Origin of the sequence: Rathayibacter sp. AY1B4 (assembly GCF_002932815.1) — a bacterium.
GTDB lineage: Bacteria > Actinomycetota > Actinomycetes > Actinomycetales > Microbacteriaceae > Rathayibacter.
On the sequence record NZ_PSWN01000009.1, the window covers coordinates 1 to 14,609 of the forward strand.

Below are 14,609 nucleotides of genomic sequence, written 5' to 3' on the forward strand. Positions count from 1 at the left end.
CGACTGGGTTGATAGGCCGGATGTGGAAGACAGGACTAAAGACTGTCGGAGCTGACCGGTACTAATAAGCCGATAACTTGATAATCACTACACTCATACCGTTGTAAAGGCTGGTAGGAGTGGCCAGAGATTGCTTGCGTCCACTTTGTGGTTCCCAGAAGACGGGCACCCCGCATCCTCCTTCGGGAGGACCGGAACAATTGAATACACGCACGGCGTGTAACCCAGATTTGACCATGTGCCCTCGGGTGCGTGTGTCGCCAGGGTTACGGCGGCCATAGCGAGAGGGAAACGCCCGGTCACATTCCGAACCCGGAAGCTAAGACTCTCAGCGCCGATGGTACTGCAGGGGGGACCCTGTGGGAGAGTAGGACACCGCCGGACACCATTCACGATGGCCACCCAGAAATGGGTGGCCATCGCTGTTTAACCGGTCGGTCTCTGTTCGAGGAGGAACAGGGCCGGCTGGAGCGACGATGACCGTCGTCGCCCGACTCCGGAACGAGGAGCAGCGATGACTCAGCACGACCCGACGCCCTCTCCGGAATCGAGGCCGCTCCAGAACGGCTTCGACGTCGTGGAGGAACACGTCCTGTCAGACGAGCTCCTCCGGATCGAGCAGGCTGCGCTCAATGAGAGGGCAGCCGGATACGTTCAGCTGCAGGAGCAGCTGCGCATCCGACTCGAGAACGCGGACCGCGACCGATGACCGACGACTCGCGACTCGACTCGGCTCTCGCCGAGCGGGGCATCGCCCGGTCCCGCACCCATGCCGCTCGGATGATCGCCGACGGTCTGGTGACGGTGGACGGTGTCCCTGCACTGAAGCCCTCGATCCGCGTCCGCGACGATCAGGACGTCGCGGTCGCCGGCCTCGACCACTACGTCAGCCGGGCCGCCCACAAGCTGCTCGCCGCCCTCGACACCTTCGTGACGGTGCGAGTCGGCGGCCGGAACGCTCTCGACGTCGGGGCGTCGACGGGCGGGTTCTCGCAGGTCCTGCTCGAGCGCGGCGCCGCCTCGGTGATCGCCCTCGACGTCGGGCACGCGCAGCTCGCTCCCCGGATCCGGTCCGACGATCGCGTCCACGTGGTGGAGGGGTTCAATGCGCGGGATCTCACCGCCGCCCGGCTCGCCGAAGCCGCCAGGACCGAGATCGTGCCGGACCTGGTCGTGTCCGACGTGTCCTTCATCTCCCTGCGGATGGTTCTGCCTCCGGTCGCCGCCTCTGTGGATCCGCTCGCCGACTTCGTGGTGCTGGTGAAGCCGCAGTTCGAGGTCGGCCGCTTGGGAGTGCGGGAGGGGATCGTCCGGGATCCCGAGCTGCGTCGCGAGGCCCTCTCGGACGTCCTGTGGTCGGCGTGGGACCTGGGGCTCGGCGTCGTCGGGCTGGCCGAGTCGCCACTCCCGGGGGGCGCTGGGAATCGCGAGTATCTGGCGCACCTCCACCGCGACCGCGGAACGATTCCGACAGAATGGAGGGACGCGGTCACCGCGCTCACCACCGGGTGACGCGATCGTGTCCGCCGCTGTCGACCGACCAGAAGGACACACCCTCGATGCAGTCCCCTCGTGACGAGCGCAACATCCTCGTCGTCGCCCACACCGGACGGACGGACTCCCTCGATGCGGCGGTCCTCGTCGTCGAGCGTCTCCGGAACTCCGGCGCCCACCCGGTCCTCTGCGCCGACGACAAGGGCGACATCGTCGCGGTCGCTCCGGATCTGAGCGACGTCGCCGTGCTCGGGTCCGACGTGCCGCTCGAGTCCATCGAGCTCGTGTTCGTGCTCGGCGGGGACGGGACCATCCTCCGCGCGGCGGAGATCGTCCGGTCCGGGACGGCCCCTCTGCTCGGCGTGAACCTCGGCCACGTCGGGTTCCTCGCCGAGAGCGAGCGGGACGATCTCGACGACGCGGTCGCCCGTGCGCTCGACGGCGACTACGCGGTCGAGGAGCGGATGACCTTGCAGGTGCGCGTCAAGATCGACGAGGCCGTCGTCTACGAGACCTGGGCGCTCAACGAGGCCACCGTCGAGAAGGGCAGTCGCGAGCGGATGCTCGAGGTCATGGTGGGCGTCGACGGACGTCCGCTGTCGAGCTTCGGCTGCGACGGCATCGTCGTGTCCACTCCGACCGGTTCCACCGCTTACGCCTTCTCCGGGGGCGGCCCCGTCGTGTGGCCGACCGTCGAGGCGATGCTCCTCGTTCCGCTCAGTGCCCATGCGCTCTTCGCACGGCCCCTCGTCGTGGGTCCGTCGTCGAGCCTCGCCGTCGAGGTCAAGGAGAGGACCGACGGCGTCGGCGTCCTCTGGGCCGACGGCCGGCGCGCCTACGAGCTGCCGCCGGGAGCGCGCGTCGTCTACCGTCGCTCGCCCGTGCCCGTGCGCTTCGCGCGCCTGCACGACGCCCCCTTCACCGATCGACTCGTGCACAAGTTCGGTCTCCCCATCCGCGGATGGCGGGGGTCGGCGGAGACGGAGTAAGGCCCGATGCTCGAAGAGCTGCAGATCCGCGACCTCGGAGTGATCGCCGAGGCGACGCTCCCGCTCGGACCGGGCTTCACCGCGGTCACCGGCGAGACCGGCGCCGGCAAGACGATGGTGGTCACGGCGCTCGGCCTCGTGCTGGGCGCGCGCTCTGACGCGTCCGCGGTGCGCTCGGGAGCGAAGCAGGCCTGGGTGTCGGGGCGCTGGCTGGTCCCAGAGCAGGGCCCGGTCGCCGAGCGGGTCCACGACGCCGGCGGCGATCTCGACGGCCCGGAGCTGCTCCTCGCGCGCTCGGTCTCGGCGGAGGGACGCGGGCGAGCCGTCGTCGGCGGCCGGAGCGCACCGGTCAGCGTGCTGAGCGAGCTCGCCGATCAGCTGGTCGTCGTGCACGGGCAGTCGGACCAGATCCGCCTCCGCTCCGCCGCGGCGCAGCGTGAGGCGCTCGACCGGTTCGGCGGACCCGGTCTCGCCGACGCCCTCCGCGACTACGCGAGCGCCTTCGAGCGCTGGCGGGCCAACCGGGAGGAGCTCGACTCGCTCACCGAGGCCCGGGAGACGCGCGCCCGCGAAGCCGAACGGCTCCGCTCCGCCCTCGCCGAGATCGAGGTGGTCGCCCCCCAGCGCGGGGAGGACGTCGAGCTCGCGGCGCAGTCCGCCCGGCTCGGGAGCATCGAGCAGCTGCGGCTCGCCGCCGGCGAGGCCCGCGAGGCGATCTCGTCCGAGGAGCTGGACGGGCGGGACGCGCTCGGGCTCCTCGAGACGGCGCGGCGCGTGCTGGAGCGGGCGGCCGAGCACGACGCCGCGCTGCAGCCGACGGTCCAGACGCTCGGCGAGGCGGCGGTGCTCCTCGTCGACGCCGCCGGCGGGCTCTCCTCGTACCTGGCGGAGCTCGACCTCGACGGCGCGCACGACCTGGAGCTGATCGAGAACCGGCGGGCGGAGCTGTCTCTGCTCGCCCGCACCTACGGACCGACGCTGGACGACGTGCTCGACCTGGTGGACTCCTCCGGACTCCGCCTGCTCGAGCTCGACGGCGACGACGAGAGGATCGCGGCTCTCGAGGCCGACACCGCGGCCGACGCGGACCTCGTCGACCGCCTCGCGACCCGGCTGACCGAGCTGCGGACCGCGGCGGCCGCCGAGCTGGGGGAGCGGGTCAGCGACGAGCTCACCGCGCTGGCCATGGCGGATGCGCGCCTGCACGTGAAGGTGACGGCCGCGGGGGAGCCGAGCGTCCACGGGCGCGACTCCGTCGAGATGCTGCTCCAGCCGCACACCGGGGCCGCACCCCGGCCCCTCGCCCGCGGAGCCTCGGGCGGCGAGCTCTCGCGGGTGATGCTCGCGATCGAGGTCGTGGTCGCCGCCAACGACCCCGTGCCGACGTTCGTCTTCGACGAGGTCGACGCAGGGGTCGGCGGAGCAGCGGCGATCGAGATCGGCCGACGGCTCGCGCGGCTCGCCGAGACGTCGCAGGTCATCGTGGTGACCCACCTGGCGCAGGTCGCCGCATTCGCCACGAACCACCTCCGCGTCGAGAAGGGCTCGGACGGCGCGGTGACCTCGAGCGCCGTGACGCAGCTCGACTCCGAGGAGCGGGTGTCCGAGATGGCGCGCCTGCTCTCGGGGCTCACCGACTCGGCCAATGCTCTCGCTCATGCGCGGGAGCTCCTCGAATCGAGCCGGCGGGGCTGATAGCGAGCGGCCCGGGACGACATCGATCCGTCCCGGGCGGTCCGCCGCCGCCGTTCTGCTGTTACGGTGGAACCCCGTGGTGGACTTTACGAACGCGGGCCTTTCCTCTTCTTCTCCCTCGGATCCCGAGGGCTCCTCCGGGTCCTCGACCCGGAGCGCTTCGACGGCCGGGCAGGACGCCCCCTCGAAGATCACGAAGCACATCTTCGTCACCGGCGGTGTCGTCTCCTCGCTCGGCAAGGGACTCACGGCCGCGAGCCTGGGCAACCTGCTGACCGCGCGCGGGCTGCGCGTCGTCATGCAGAAGCTCGACCCGTACCTCAACGTGGACCCGGGGACGATGAACCCGTTCCAGCACGGCGAGGTCTTCGTGACCGACGACGGCGCAGAGACCGACCTCGACATCGGCCACTACGAGCGCTTCCTCGACATCAACCTGAACCAGGCCGCGAACGTCACGACCGGCCAGATCTACTCGAGGGTCATCGCGCGCGAGCGCGCCGGCGAGTACCTCGGCGACACGGTCCAGGTCATCCCGCACATCACGGACGAGATCAAGCGGCGCATGCGCCTCCAGTCGGAGGACGACCCGCAGCCGGACGTCATCATCACCGAGATCGGCGGCACCGTCGGCGACATCGAGAGCCAGCCGTTCATCGAGTCGGCCCGCCAGGTCCGCCACGAGCTCGGCCGCCGCAACGTCTTCTTCGTGCACGTCTCGCTGGTGCCCTTCATGGGCGCCTCCGGCGAGCAGAAGACCAAGCCCACCCAGCACTCCGTCGCGGCGCTGCGCTCGATCGGCATCCAGCCGGACGCCCTGGTGCTGCGGAGCGACCGGCCCGTCTCGGAGTCGAACAAGCGCAAGATCGCGCTGATGTGCGACGTCGACGAGCAGGCCGTGGTCAACGCCAAGGACGTCGCGTCGATCTACGAGATCCCGCAGATGCTCAACGAGCAGGGCCTCGACGCCTACATCATCGACCAGCTGGGCCTCCCGGCCGGCGAGGTCGTCTGGGACGGCTGGTCGCGACTGCTCGAGGCCGTGCACGAGCCCAAGCACGAGGTCACCATCGGCCTGGTCGGGAAGTACATCGACCTGCCCGACGCCTACCTCTCCGTGACGGAGGCTCTGCGAGCCGGCGGCTTCGCGCAGCAGACGAAGGTCGCCATCCGCTGGATCGCCTCCGACGGGCTCGAGGACCCCGAGGCTGCGGCCAAGGCGCTCTCCGAGCTCGACGGCATCTGCGTGCCCGGCGGCTTCGGCATCCGCGGCATCGAGGGCAAGCTCGGCGCGCTGCGCTTCGCGCGGGAGAACGGGATACCGACCCTCGGGCTCTGCCTCGGCCTGCAGTGCATGGTCATCGAGTACGCCCGCAACGAGGCCGGCCTCGAGGGGGCCTCGTCGTCGGAGTTCGACCCGGAGACGGAGTTCCCCGTCATCGCGACGATGGCCGAGCAGGTCGAGATCCTCGCGTCCGGGGACATGGGCGGCACGATGCGCCTCGGCCTCTACACGGCCGAGCTCGCCGAGGGCTCGATCGTCGCCGAGGTGTACGGCGCACCTGAGGCGGCCGAGCGCCACCGCCACCGCTACGAGGTCAACAACCGCTACCGCGACCGGATCGCCGAGGCGGGGCTCTGGTTCTCGGGCCTCTCGCCCGACGGCCACCTCGTGGAGTACGTCGAGCTGCCCCGCGAGAAGCACCCCTATTACGTGGGCACGCAGGCGCACCCGGAGCTCCGCTCGCGCCCGAACGCCGCGCACCCGCTCTTCCGCGGCCTCGTGACCGCCGCCCTCGAGCGCCAGGAGGCCTCGCGCCTCTTCCCGGCATCGGAGGCGGGCGCCGATGAGTGAGCCGCTGTCGGACGAGCTCGTCGAGCCGGAGGTCCTGACCAGTGAGCGCGTCTTCGACGGGATGGTCTGGGGCGTCCGCGCGGAGACGTTCCGCTACGGCGGCGGCGAGCTGCGCCGGGAGTTCCTCGATCACACGGGAGCCGTCGCGGTGCTGGCCCTCGACGACGAGGACCGCGTCGCCCTGATCAAGCAGTACCGGCACCCGGTCCGCACCCGCGAGTGGGAGATCCCGGCCGGCCTGCTCGACGTGGAGGGCGAGGATCCGCTGGTCGCCGCTCAGCGGGAGCTGGGCGAGGAGACGGACCTGCAGGCCGAGCGCTGGGACCTGCTCTCGGAGTTCGCCACCTCGCCGGGCGGCAGCGACGAGGTCATCCGGATCTACCTGGCCCGCGGGCTCTCGTCCACCGGCTCCGCCTTCGACCGCGAGGCGGAGGAGGCCGACATGGAGCTGCGGTGGGTGCCGCTGGACGAGGCGGTCGAGGCGGTCCTCGCCCGCCGGGTGCAGAACCCCTCGCTGACGATCGCGGTGCTCGCGGCGCACGCGTTCCGCTCGCGCGACTGGGACGGGCTGGGCGACGCGTCCTCGCCGTGGACGCGCCACCCGCTGGTCCGCCACCCCCGGGGGTGAGCCCCCGCGCCTGCGCCGAGGCGTACCTCCGGCAGGCGAGCGTGGAGCGCGGGCTCTCGGCGCACACGCTCGCGGCCTACCGGCGCGACCTGGAGCTCTACCTCGGCTGGCTCGAGGAGCGCGGGACCGTCGAACTGGCGCAGCTCGGACGCGTCGACGTGGGGGAGTTCTCCTCTTGGCTGGCCGCGTGCCCGGAGCGGCCGCTCGCGGCGAGCTCGCGCGCACGGATCCTCTCGAGCGTCCGAGGGCTGCACCGCTTCGCCCTCGAGGAGGGGGTCGTCGCGGACGACGTGGCCCGGGACGTGGTGCCGCCGAAGATCCCGATGACCCTGCCGAAGGCGGTCACGGTCGAGCAGATGGCGGCACTGCTCGACGCGGCGCGCGGCGAGGAGCTCGCGGACCTGCGGGACCGGGCCCTGCTGGAGCTGCTCTACGCGACGGGCGCGCGCATCTCGGAGGCGGTGGACCTGAACGTCGACGACGTGGTCGCCGCGGAGGTGGTGCGGCTGACGGGCAAGGGGTCCAAGCAGCGGATGGTGCCGCTCGGCCGCTTCGCCCGCGAGGCGGTCGACGAGTACCTCGTGCGTGCGCGGCCCGAGCTCTCGCGGAGGGGGCGCGCGACGCCGGCGCTCTTCCTGGGGGTCCGCGGGAGCCGCCTGTCGCGGCAGAGCGCCTGGCTGGTCATCCGCGCCGTCGCCGAGAAGGCCGGGCTGGACCGGGAGATCTCGCCGCACACCTTCCGGCACTCCTTCGCGACCCACCTGCTCGCGGGCGGCGCCGACGTCCGCGTGGTGCAGGAGCTCCTCGGGCACGCCTCGGTGGCGACGACGCAGATCTACACGCTGGTGACCGCGGACACGCTCCGGGACGTCTACACGTCCGCGCACCCGCGAGCGCGGCGCTAGAGCCGCGGACCCGCGCGGCGGGGCGCGGCGGCCGGGGAGCGGGGCGCCGGTACACTCGTCGGAGGCCGCGCGGGAGCGCACGCCGCCACGGAAGCGAGGACGACGCAGGTGACACGCAAGACGGACGACAAGGCCGAGCTCACCGGTCTCGAAGCCCCGACGCTCGGCCCGACCGGCCGCCCCCTGCGCGACTTCCCGCTGCCGGTGGAGCTCACCGGTCACGGCCCCGCTCGGATCATCTCCCTCTGCAACCAGAAGGGCGGCGTCGGCAAGACGACGACGACCATCAACCTGGGCGCGACCCTCGCCGAGTACGGCCGCCGCGTGCTGGCCATCGACTTCGACCCGCAGGGCGCCCTCTCGGCCGGCCTCGGGGTCACGACCTACGACGCCATCACGATCTACGACCTGCTCCTCGGCACCGTGAAGGACCCGGCCGAGGCGATCCGGAAGACCCGCGTGCCGGGCCTGGACGTCATCCCGGCCAACATCGACCTCTCCGCCGCCGAGGTCCACCTCGTCAACGAGGTCGCGCGCGAGCAGATCCTCGCCCGCGTGCTCCGCAAGGTGAGCGCGGACTACGACGTCATCCTGATCGACTGCCAGCCCTCGCTGGGCCTGCTCACGGTCAACGCGCTCACCGCGAGCCACGGCGTGCTCATCCCGCTCGAGTGCGAGTTCTTCGCGCTGCGCGGCGTCGCCCTGCTGATCGAGACGATCGACAAGGTCCGCGACCGGCTCAACCCGGTGATCGAGCTCGACGGCATCCTGCCCACGATGTACGACTCCCGCACCCTGCACTCGCGGGAGGTGCTCGACCGGGTGGTCGACGCCTTCGGCGACAGCGTGCTCGAGACGGTGATCGGCCGCACGGTGAAGTTCCCGGACGCCAGCGTGTCCGGCGTCCCGATCACCCAGTTCGCGCCCGAGCACAACGCCGCGAAGGCGTACCGCAAGCTCGCCAGGGAGCTGATCTCGCGTGGCGCGGTCGCCTGAGGTCCTCCTCGAGGAGCGCACCGCTCCCACCGGGTTCCACCTCGCGCTGACCAACTTCGAGGGTCCGTTCGACCTCCTGCTGAGCCTCATCGCGAAGCAGCAGGTCGACATCACCGAGATCGCCCTGAGCGCCGTGACGGACGAGTTCCTCTCGTACCTGCACGGGATCGACTCGCTCGAGGGGCTGGACCGCGCGTCGGAGTTCCTCGTCGTCGCCGCGACGCTCCTCGACCTGAAGATCGCCGGACTCCTGCCCCAGGGCGAGCTCGTGGACGCGGAGGACGCGGCGCTGCTGGAGGCGCGAGACCTGCTCTTCGCCCGGCTCCTGCAGTACCGGGCCTTCAAGCAGGTGTCGTCGTGGTTCGCCGAGCGGATCGCGATCGAGACCGCCCGTCATGTGCGCGACGTGCCTCTGGAGGAGGAGTACCGGTCCGCGAAGCCGGAGCTCGTCTGGACCCTGTCGCCCGCCGACTTCGCCGCCCTCGCGACCGTCGCCCTCGCTCCGCGCGAGCTGCCGACGGTGGGCCTGGACCACCTGCACGCCCCGCAGATCAGCATCCGGGAGCAGGCCGCCCACGTCGTGGCGATGCTGCGCGCCCGCGGGAGGGCCACCTTCGGCGAGCTGATCGCGGACGCCGACGAGAAGGGCGTGATCGTCGCGCGCTTCCTGGCCGTGCTCGAGCTCTACCGGCACGCTGCGATCTCGTTCGACCAGCCGGAGCCGCTCGGCGAGCTCACGCTGCGCTGGGTCGCCGAGCAGTGGAGCGATGCGAGCCTCGCCGCGCTCGGAGCGGACTATGACTCCTGACGCCGGACCCGGCACGGTCGCGTTCGAGATCGACCGGGCGATCGAGGCGATCCTGATGGTCGCGGACGAGCCGCAGCCGCTCGCCTCCCTCGCGACCGCGCTGTCGAGGCCGATCGCCGTGGTCCGCCAGTCGATCGAGCGCCTGGTCGCCGACTACGACGGCGCCGACGGGGCGACCCGACGGGGCTTCGAGCTGCGCGAGGTCGGTGCCGGCTGGCGGATCTACGTCCGCCGCGAGTACGACCCGGTGGTCAAGGACTTCGTCCTGACGCAGAACCCGACGCGGCTCTCGCAGGCGGCGCTCGAGACGCTCGCCGTGATCGCCTACAAGCAGCCGGTCTCGCGCGGTCAGGTCGCGCAGATCCGCGCGGTCAACGTCGACTCCGTCGCGCGCACCCTCCTCGGCCGCGGCCTCATCGCGGAGGTCGGCCACGACCCCGAGACGGGCGCGGTCCTCTACGGCACCACCGAGCAGCTGCTCGTGCACCTCGGCCTCACCTCGCTCGACGAGCTGCCGAAGATCTCCCCCCTACTGAGCGACGGAAGAGACGGATTCGATGAGCGCGCCTGACAGCGGCCCCGACGGCGAACGACTGCAGAAGGTCCTCGCGGCAGCGGGGGTCGCCTCCCGACGAGTGGTCGAGGAGATGATCGTGGCGCGGCGGATCCGCGTCAACGGCGAGGTGGCGGACGAGCTCGGCCGCCGCATCGATCCGGCGACCGACCGGATCGAGGTCGACGGGGTCGCGGTGCAGCTGGACACCTCGCGCCGCTACGTGATGCTCAACAAGCCGATCGGCGTCGTCAGCTCGCTGGCGGACGAGAACGGACGCACCGACCTCAGCCTCTACACGAAGAACTTCGAGGAGCGGCTGTTCAACGTCGGGCGCCTCGACGCCGAGACCTCGGGCCTGCTGGTTCTGACCAACGACGGCGAGCTCGCCCACGTCCTCGCGCACCCGTCGTTCGGAGTGACGAAGACCTACATCGCGAAGGTGCACGGGCAGGTCCTCCCGCAGACGATCGCGACGCTGACCTCCGGGATCGAGCTCGACGACGGACCGGTGGCCGCCGACAAGGCGCGTCTCCTCGGCCGGCCGGAGGGCCGCTCGAACGCCTCGCTCGTCGAGATCACCCTGCACTCCGGGCGCAACCGGGTCGTCCGCCGGATGATGGCGGCGGTCGGCCACCCCGTCATCGAGCTCGTCCGCCGCCAGTTCGGGCCGCTGCACCTGGGCACCCTGCGCTCGGGCGATCTGCGCGACCTGACCCGGGAGGAGCTGGGCGCGCTGCTGACGATCGCGCGGCAGGGCGGCGAGGCAGTGGCGGCCGCTCCCGCGGTCCCCTCGAAGAAGGCGAGCGCGGGGGCGCGGCGGCCCCGGCCGGACAGCGGCGAGCGCGGCGCCCCGGCGGAGCGCGGCTCGGCCGGGCGATCCTCCGACCGCGGCGGCTCGGCGGGACGGTCGTCCGATCGCGGCGGCTCCTCCGCCGGCGGCGGGCGGAGCGACGGTCCTCCGCGCCGGTCCGGCGCCGACAAGCAGCGCCGCGCCGATCGCTAGGCTGTCGGGGTGAACGAGCTCCTGCACCCCGCGCCGCCCGCGATGCGGACGACCGGGACGGTGCGGGTGGTCGGCTCCGGACTGCTCGGCGCCTCCATCGGCCTCGGCCTCGCCTCCCGCGGCATCGACGTCGTCCTCGACGACGCCTCGCCCGCGAGCCTCTCCCTCGCCATCGACTACGGGGCCGGCCGCGCCGCCTCCGCCGACGACCGGCCCTCCGTCGTCGTCGTCTGCGTCCCCCCTGACGTCACCGCGAGCGTCGTCGAGCGCGAGCTCGCGGCGCACCCCGGAGCCGTCGTCACCGACGTGGCGAGCGTCAAGACCCAGCCGCTGCGCGAGCTGCGCTCCCGCGGCGTCGACCTCGCCCGCTACATCGGCTCGCACCCGATGGCCGGCCGCGAGCGCGGCGGACCGGTCGCCGCGCGGGGGGACCTCTTCGTCGGCCGGCCCTGGGTGATCTGCCGCGACGGCGAGACCGCGCCCGACGCGCTCGCGCGGGTGGAGGGCCTCGCTCTCGACCTCGGCGGCACCATCGTCGAGATGGACCCGGAGGAGCACGACCTCTCGGTCGGCCTCGTCTCGCACGCCCCGCAGGTGATCTCGTCACTGCTCGGCCAGCGCCTCCTCGACGCCCCGAACGCGGCGCTCCGCCTCGCCGGGCAGGGCGTCCGCGACGTCTCGCGCCTGGCGGCCTCGGCCCCCGAGCTCTGGATGCAGATCCTGGCCGCGAACCGCGAGCACGTCGTCGCGGTGCTCGACGCCTTCCGCGACGACGTCGCCGCGGTGGCCGACGCGCTTCGCGACCTCGAGGCGCCCGGCTCGCGCCGCGTGCTCGCCGAGCACCTCGCCGCGGGCAACGCCGGAGTGGCGCGCCTGCCCGGCAAGCACGGCCAGGACCAGCGCTTCTCGACCCTGATCGTCCTCGTCGACGACTCTCCCGGAACCCTCGCGCGGCTCCTGGTGGAGATCGGCGAGGCTGGCGTCAACCTCGAGGACGTGCGCCTCGAGCACGCGCAGGGGCGCCGAGTGGGTCTCGCCGAGATCTCGGTCGTGCCCGAAGCGGTCGCGCCGCTGACCGAAGAACTGACCCTACGCGGCTGGAGGATCGCCGGATGAGCACCGAGCAGAACAGGCAGGAGGGCGGCCTGAACAGGATGACGCCCGCCCGCCGGGCACAGCAGAGCATCCCGGAGGACGGGGGCGCGGCTCCCGAGCGCGAGGCGCGCTCCGAGGCCGCCGAGCAGGGCGACTTCGGCGAGGCCGTCGTGGTCGCCATCGACGGCCCGGCCGGCAGCGGCAAGTCCAGCGTGTCGAGGGCTGCCGCCCGCCGCCTCGACTTCGAGTTCCTCGACACGGGAGCGGCCTACCGCGCGCTCGCCTGGCACGGGCTCGACCGCGGCCTCGACTTCGAGGACCAGGACGCGATCGTCGACGCGCTCGACGGCTTCGACTACTCCATCGGCACCGACCCCGAGTCGTACTCGGTGTGGGTCGGTCCGACCGAGGTGACCGCCGCCATCCGCGAGCCCCGGGTGACCGCGCGGGTCTCGGCCGTGGCGAAGGTCCCCGAGGTCCGTCGGAGGATCACCCTGCTGTTCCGGAGGATCATCGGCGAGACGCGCCGGGAGGGCATCATCGTCGAGGGCCGCGACATCACGACGGTCGTCGCACCGACCGCTCCGGTCCGGATCCTGCTGACGGCGAGCGAAGAGGCTAGAATGGCCAGGCGTTCGCGCGAGGTCACCACGGAATCCGCCGAGGCGACGGGTCAGGCGCTGCGGTCGAGGGACCGCGCCGACTCGCAGGTGGTCGACTTCATGAACGCCGCAGAAGGAGTCACTCTTCTCGACTCCACTCATCTCGACTTCGAGCAGACCGTCGACGCGGTCGTCGCCGAGGTCCGAACTTCGAGAGCAAGGGCCGGTCATGGCACAGGACACGCACGTCGGTGACGACGAGCTGAACTTCGGAGACGACGACCTCGTCGAGCGCCTCGGCGACCTCGACGAGCAGCTCGCCTCCTCGCGCGCGCAGGCGCTCCGCAGCGGACTCGAGGACTACGACCTCGACGAGGAGGACCTCGACCTCCTCGAGTTCGCCGGGGAGGACTCGGACGAGGTCCGCTACCTCCCCGCCCTCCCGGTCGTGGCGATCGTGGGCCGCCCCAACGTCGGCAAGTCCGCGCTGGTGAACCGCATCCTCGGCCGCCGCGAGGCCGTCGTCGAGGACACCCCGGGCGTCACGCGCGACCGCGTGTCCTACAAGGCGGAGTGGATCGACAGGGCGTTCACCATCGTCGACACCGGCGGCTGGGAGCCCGACGCCCGCGGCATCGACGCCTCCGTCGCCATGCAGGCCGAGATCGCCATCGACCTCGCCGACGCCGTCATCTTCGTCGTCGACGCGAACGTGGGCGCGACCGCGACCGACGAGCACGTCGTGAAGCTGCTGCGCAAGACGAGGAAGCCGGTCTTCCTCGCCGCCAACAAGGTGGACGACGCCCGCCAGGAGCCGAACGCCGCCTCGCTGTGGTCGCTCGGCCTGGGCGAGCCCCGCCCCGTCTCGGCGGTCCACGGCCGCGGCGTCGCCGACCTGCTCGACGCGGTGCTCGAGAAGCTCCCTCTGGAGTCGGCCGTCGCCAAGCGCGAGGTCGGCGGACCGCGCCGCGTCGCGATCCTCGGCCGCCCGAACGTCGGCAAGTCCAGCCTGCTCAACAAGGCGGCGGGGGAGGAGCGGGTCGTCGTCAACGAGCTCGCCGGCACCACGCGCGACCCGGTCGACGAGCAGGTCGAGATCGCCGGCAAGGTCTGGCGCTTCGTCGACACCGCGGGCATCCGCCGCCGCGTGCACCTCCAGCAGGGCGCCGACTTCTACGCGTCGCTGCGCACCTCGACCGCGCTCGAGAAGGCCGAGGTCGCCGTCGTCGTCCTCGACGTCTCGCAGCCGATCTCGGAGCAGGACGTCCGCATCATCGACCTGGTGCTGGAGTCGGGCCGGGCGCTCGTGCTCGCCTTCAACAAGTGGGACCTCCTCGACGACGAGCGCCGCCGCTACCTCGAGCGCGAGATCGAGACCGACCTCGCTCACGTGGCGTGGGCGCCCCGCGTCAACATCTCGGCCCGCACCGGCCGCCACCTCGAGAAGCTCGTGCCGGCGCTCGAGCTCGCCCTCGAGTCGTGGGACACGCGCATCCCGACGGGCAAGTTCAACGCCTTCCTCGCCGAGCTCACCGCGGCGCACCCGCACCCCCTCCGCGGAGGCAAGCAGCCCCGCGTGCTCTTCGGCACGCAGGCCTCGTCGCGCCCGCCGACATTCGTCCTCTTCACGACCGGGTTCCTCGACCCGGGCTACCGCCGCTACATCGCGCGCCGCCTGCGCGAGATCTACGGCTTCCAGGGGTCGCCGGTGAACGTCAACATGCGCGTTCGCGAGAAGCGCGCGCGCTGAGCGCAGCCGTACCGTGTCCGGCCCGTGGGAGCTCCTCCCGCGGGCCGTCCGCGTCTCCGGGAGGAGCGGTCGTCGAGTCGAGGGGGCGGATGCCGCTCCGATGCGTCTCGATCGAGCAGGTCGACCTCGTCGCGAGCGGGAGTGACGGGCGGCGCGGTGCTGCCGAAGGCTCAGCGGCCTCCTCTGGAACCGGGCGGTCGTCTCTCCGAGCGGGCGTCGGCAGGGCCGGGAGG

13 protein-coding genes, 1 rRNA gene and 1 pseudogene are annotated in these 14,609 nt (G+C 72.0%); all 15 read left to right on the forward strand.

Annotated features, from left to right (window positions below):
• Positions 1–267 precede the first annotated feature (267 nt).
• The 15 genes and pseudogenes from rrf to der all read left to right on the forward strand — a co-directional run bounded on the left by rrf (position 268) and on the right by der (position 14,376).
• Positions 268–384: ribosomal RNA gene (gene rrf / locus C5D66_RS07935) — 5S ribosomal RNA — on the forward strand.
• A gap of 130 nt (positions 385–514) precedes the next feature.
• Entirely contained in the window at positions 515–709 is a 195-nt protein-coding gene (locus C5D66_RS07940) for a hypothetical protein (protein ID WP_104255449.1), read from the forward strand.
• Positions 706–1,512, forward strand: a complete 807-nt coding sequence (locus C5D66_RS07945) for a TlyA family RNA methyltransferase (protein WP_104255450.1) — start codon at positions 706–708, stop codon at positions 1,510–1,512. The genes C5D66_RS07940 and C5D66_RS07945 overlap by 4 nt, the downstream gene beginning before the upstream one ends.
• A 47-nt stretch (positions 1,513–1,559) precedes the next feature.
• Positions 1,560–2,483 carry an NAD kinase gene (locus C5D66_RS07950; protein WP_104222498.1) on the forward strand — a complete coding sequence of 308 codons (924 nt, stop codon included), beginning with the start codon at positions 1,560–1,562 and terminating at the stop codon, positions 2,481–2,483.
• A 6-nt stretch (positions 2,484–2,489) separates the two neighbouring features.
• Positions 2,490–4,178: a DNA repair protein RecN gene (gene recN / locus C5D66_RS07955; RefSeq protein WP_104250718.1), complete on the forward strand. Its 1,689-nt coding sequence runs from the start codon at positions 2,490–2,492 to the stop codon at positions 4,176–4,178.
• A gap of 190 nt (positions 4,179–4,368) precedes the next feature.
• The gene (locus C5D66_RS07960; protein WP_104222604.1) at positions 4,369–6,033 is read left to right on the forward strand and encodes a CTP synthase; all 1,665 of its coding nucleotides are present in this window, start codon (positions 4,369–4,371) and stop codon (positions 6,031–6,033) included.
• Positions 6,026–6,661 carry an NUDIX hydrolase gene (locus tag C5D66_RS07965; RefSeq protein ID WP_104255451.1) on the forward strand — a complete coding sequence of 212 codons (636 nt, stop codon included), beginning with the start codon at positions 6,026–6,028 and terminating at the stop codon, positions 6,659–6,661. Before C5D66_RS07960 ends, C5D66_RS07965 begins: the two co-directional genes overlap by 8 nt.
• Complete coding sequence (xerD, locus tag C5D66_RS07970) at positions 6,658–7,566, forward strand: site-specific tyrosine recombinase XerD (protein ID WP_104255452.1); 909 nt, start codon at positions 6,658–6,660, stop codon at positions 7,564–7,566. The genes C5D66_RS07965 and xerD overlap by 4 nt, the downstream gene beginning before the upstream one ends.
• Positions 7,567–7,674: 108 nt before the next feature.
• Positions 7,675–8,562, forward strand: coding sequence for a ParA family protein (locus tag C5D66_RS07975; protein WP_104255453.1), 888 nt, complete (start codon positions 7,675–7,677; stop codon positions 8,560–8,562).
• Positions 8,546–9,370, forward strand: a complete 825-nt coding sequence (locus C5D66_RS07980; RefSeq protein WP_104255454.1) for a ScpA family protein — start codon at positions 8,546–8,548, stop codon at positions 9,368–9,370. The genes C5D66_RS07975 and C5D66_RS07980 overlap by 17 nt, the downstream gene beginning before the upstream one ends.
• Positions 9,360–9,941, forward strand: a complete 582-nt coding sequence (scpB, locus tag C5D66_RS07985) for an SMC-Scp complex subunit ScpB (RefSeq protein ID WP_104247181.1) — start codon at positions 9,360–9,362, stop codon at positions 9,939–9,941. The genes C5D66_RS07980 and scpB overlap by 11 nt, the downstream gene beginning before the upstream one ends.
• A pseudogene (locus tag C5D66_RS07990) lies at positions 9,928–10,698 on the forward strand (pseudouridine synthase); the annotation flags it as partial. The gene scpB and the pseudogene C5D66_RS07990, both read left to right, overlap by 14 nt.
• Before the next feature lie 273 nt (positions 10,699–10,971).
• Positions 10,972–12,045, forward strand: coding sequence for a prephenate dehydrogenase (locus tag C5D66_RS07995; RefSeq protein ID WP_104233408.1), 1,074 nt, complete (start codon positions 10,972–10,974; stop codon positions 12,043–12,045).
• Positions 12,042–12,881, forward strand: coding sequence for a (d)CMP kinase (gene cmk / locus C5D66_RS08000; protein ID WP_244229618.1), 840 nt, complete (start codon positions 12,042–12,044; stop codon positions 12,879–12,881). Before C5D66_RS07995 ends, cmk begins: the two co-directional genes overlap by 4 nt.
• Positions 12,856–14,376 carry a ribosome biogenesis GTPase Der gene (gene der, locus C5D66_RS08005; RefSeq protein WP_104255455.1) on the forward strand — a complete coding sequence of 507 codons (1,521 nt, stop codon included), beginning with the start codon at positions 12,856–12,858 and terminating at the stop codon, positions 14,374–14,376. Before cmk ends, der begins: the two co-directional genes overlap by 26 nt.
• The last annotated feature ends 233 nt before the right edge of the window (positions 14,377–14,609 follow it).

What these genes read in the sequence shown, in the direction of transcription:
- C5D66_RS07940 (WP_104255449.1), top strand. Translation starts at nt 515, where the DNA reads ATGACTCAGCACGACCCGACGCCCTCTCCGGAATCGAGGCCGCTCCAG.
- C5D66_RS07945 (WP_104255450.1), top strand. Translation starts at nt 706, where the DNA reads ATGACCGACGACTCGCGACTCGACTCGGCTCTCGCCGAGCGGGGCATC.
- C5D66_RS07950 (WP_104222498.1), top strand. Translation starts at nt 1,560, where the DNA reads ATGCAGTCCCCTCGTGACGAGCGCAACATCCTCGTCGTCGCCCACACC.
- recN (WP_104250718.1), top strand. Translation starts at nt 2,490, where the DNA reads ATGCTCGAAGAGCTGCAGATCCGCGACCTCGGAGTGATCGCCGAGGCG.
- C5D66_RS07965 (WP_104255451.1), top strand. Translation starts at nt 6,026, where the DNA reads ATGAGTGAGCCGCTGTCGGACGAGCTCGTCGAGCCGGAGGTCCTGACC.
- scpB (WP_104247181.1), top strand. Translation starts at nt 9,360, where the DNA reads ATGACTCCTGACGCCGGACCCGGCACGGTCGCGTTCGAGATCGACCGG.
- C5D66_RS07995 (WP_104233408.1), top strand. Translation starts at nt 10,972, where the DNA reads ATGCGGACGACCGGGACGGTGCGGGTGGTCGGCTCCGGACTGCTCGGC.
- cmk (WP_244229618.1), top strand. Translation starts at nt 12,042, where the DNA reads ATGAGCACCGAGCAGAACAGGCAGGAGGGCGGCCTGAACAGGATGACG.
- der (WP_104255455.1), top strand. Translation starts at nt 12,856, where the DNA reads ATGGCACAGGACACGCACGTCGGTGACGACGAGCTGAACTTCGGAGAC.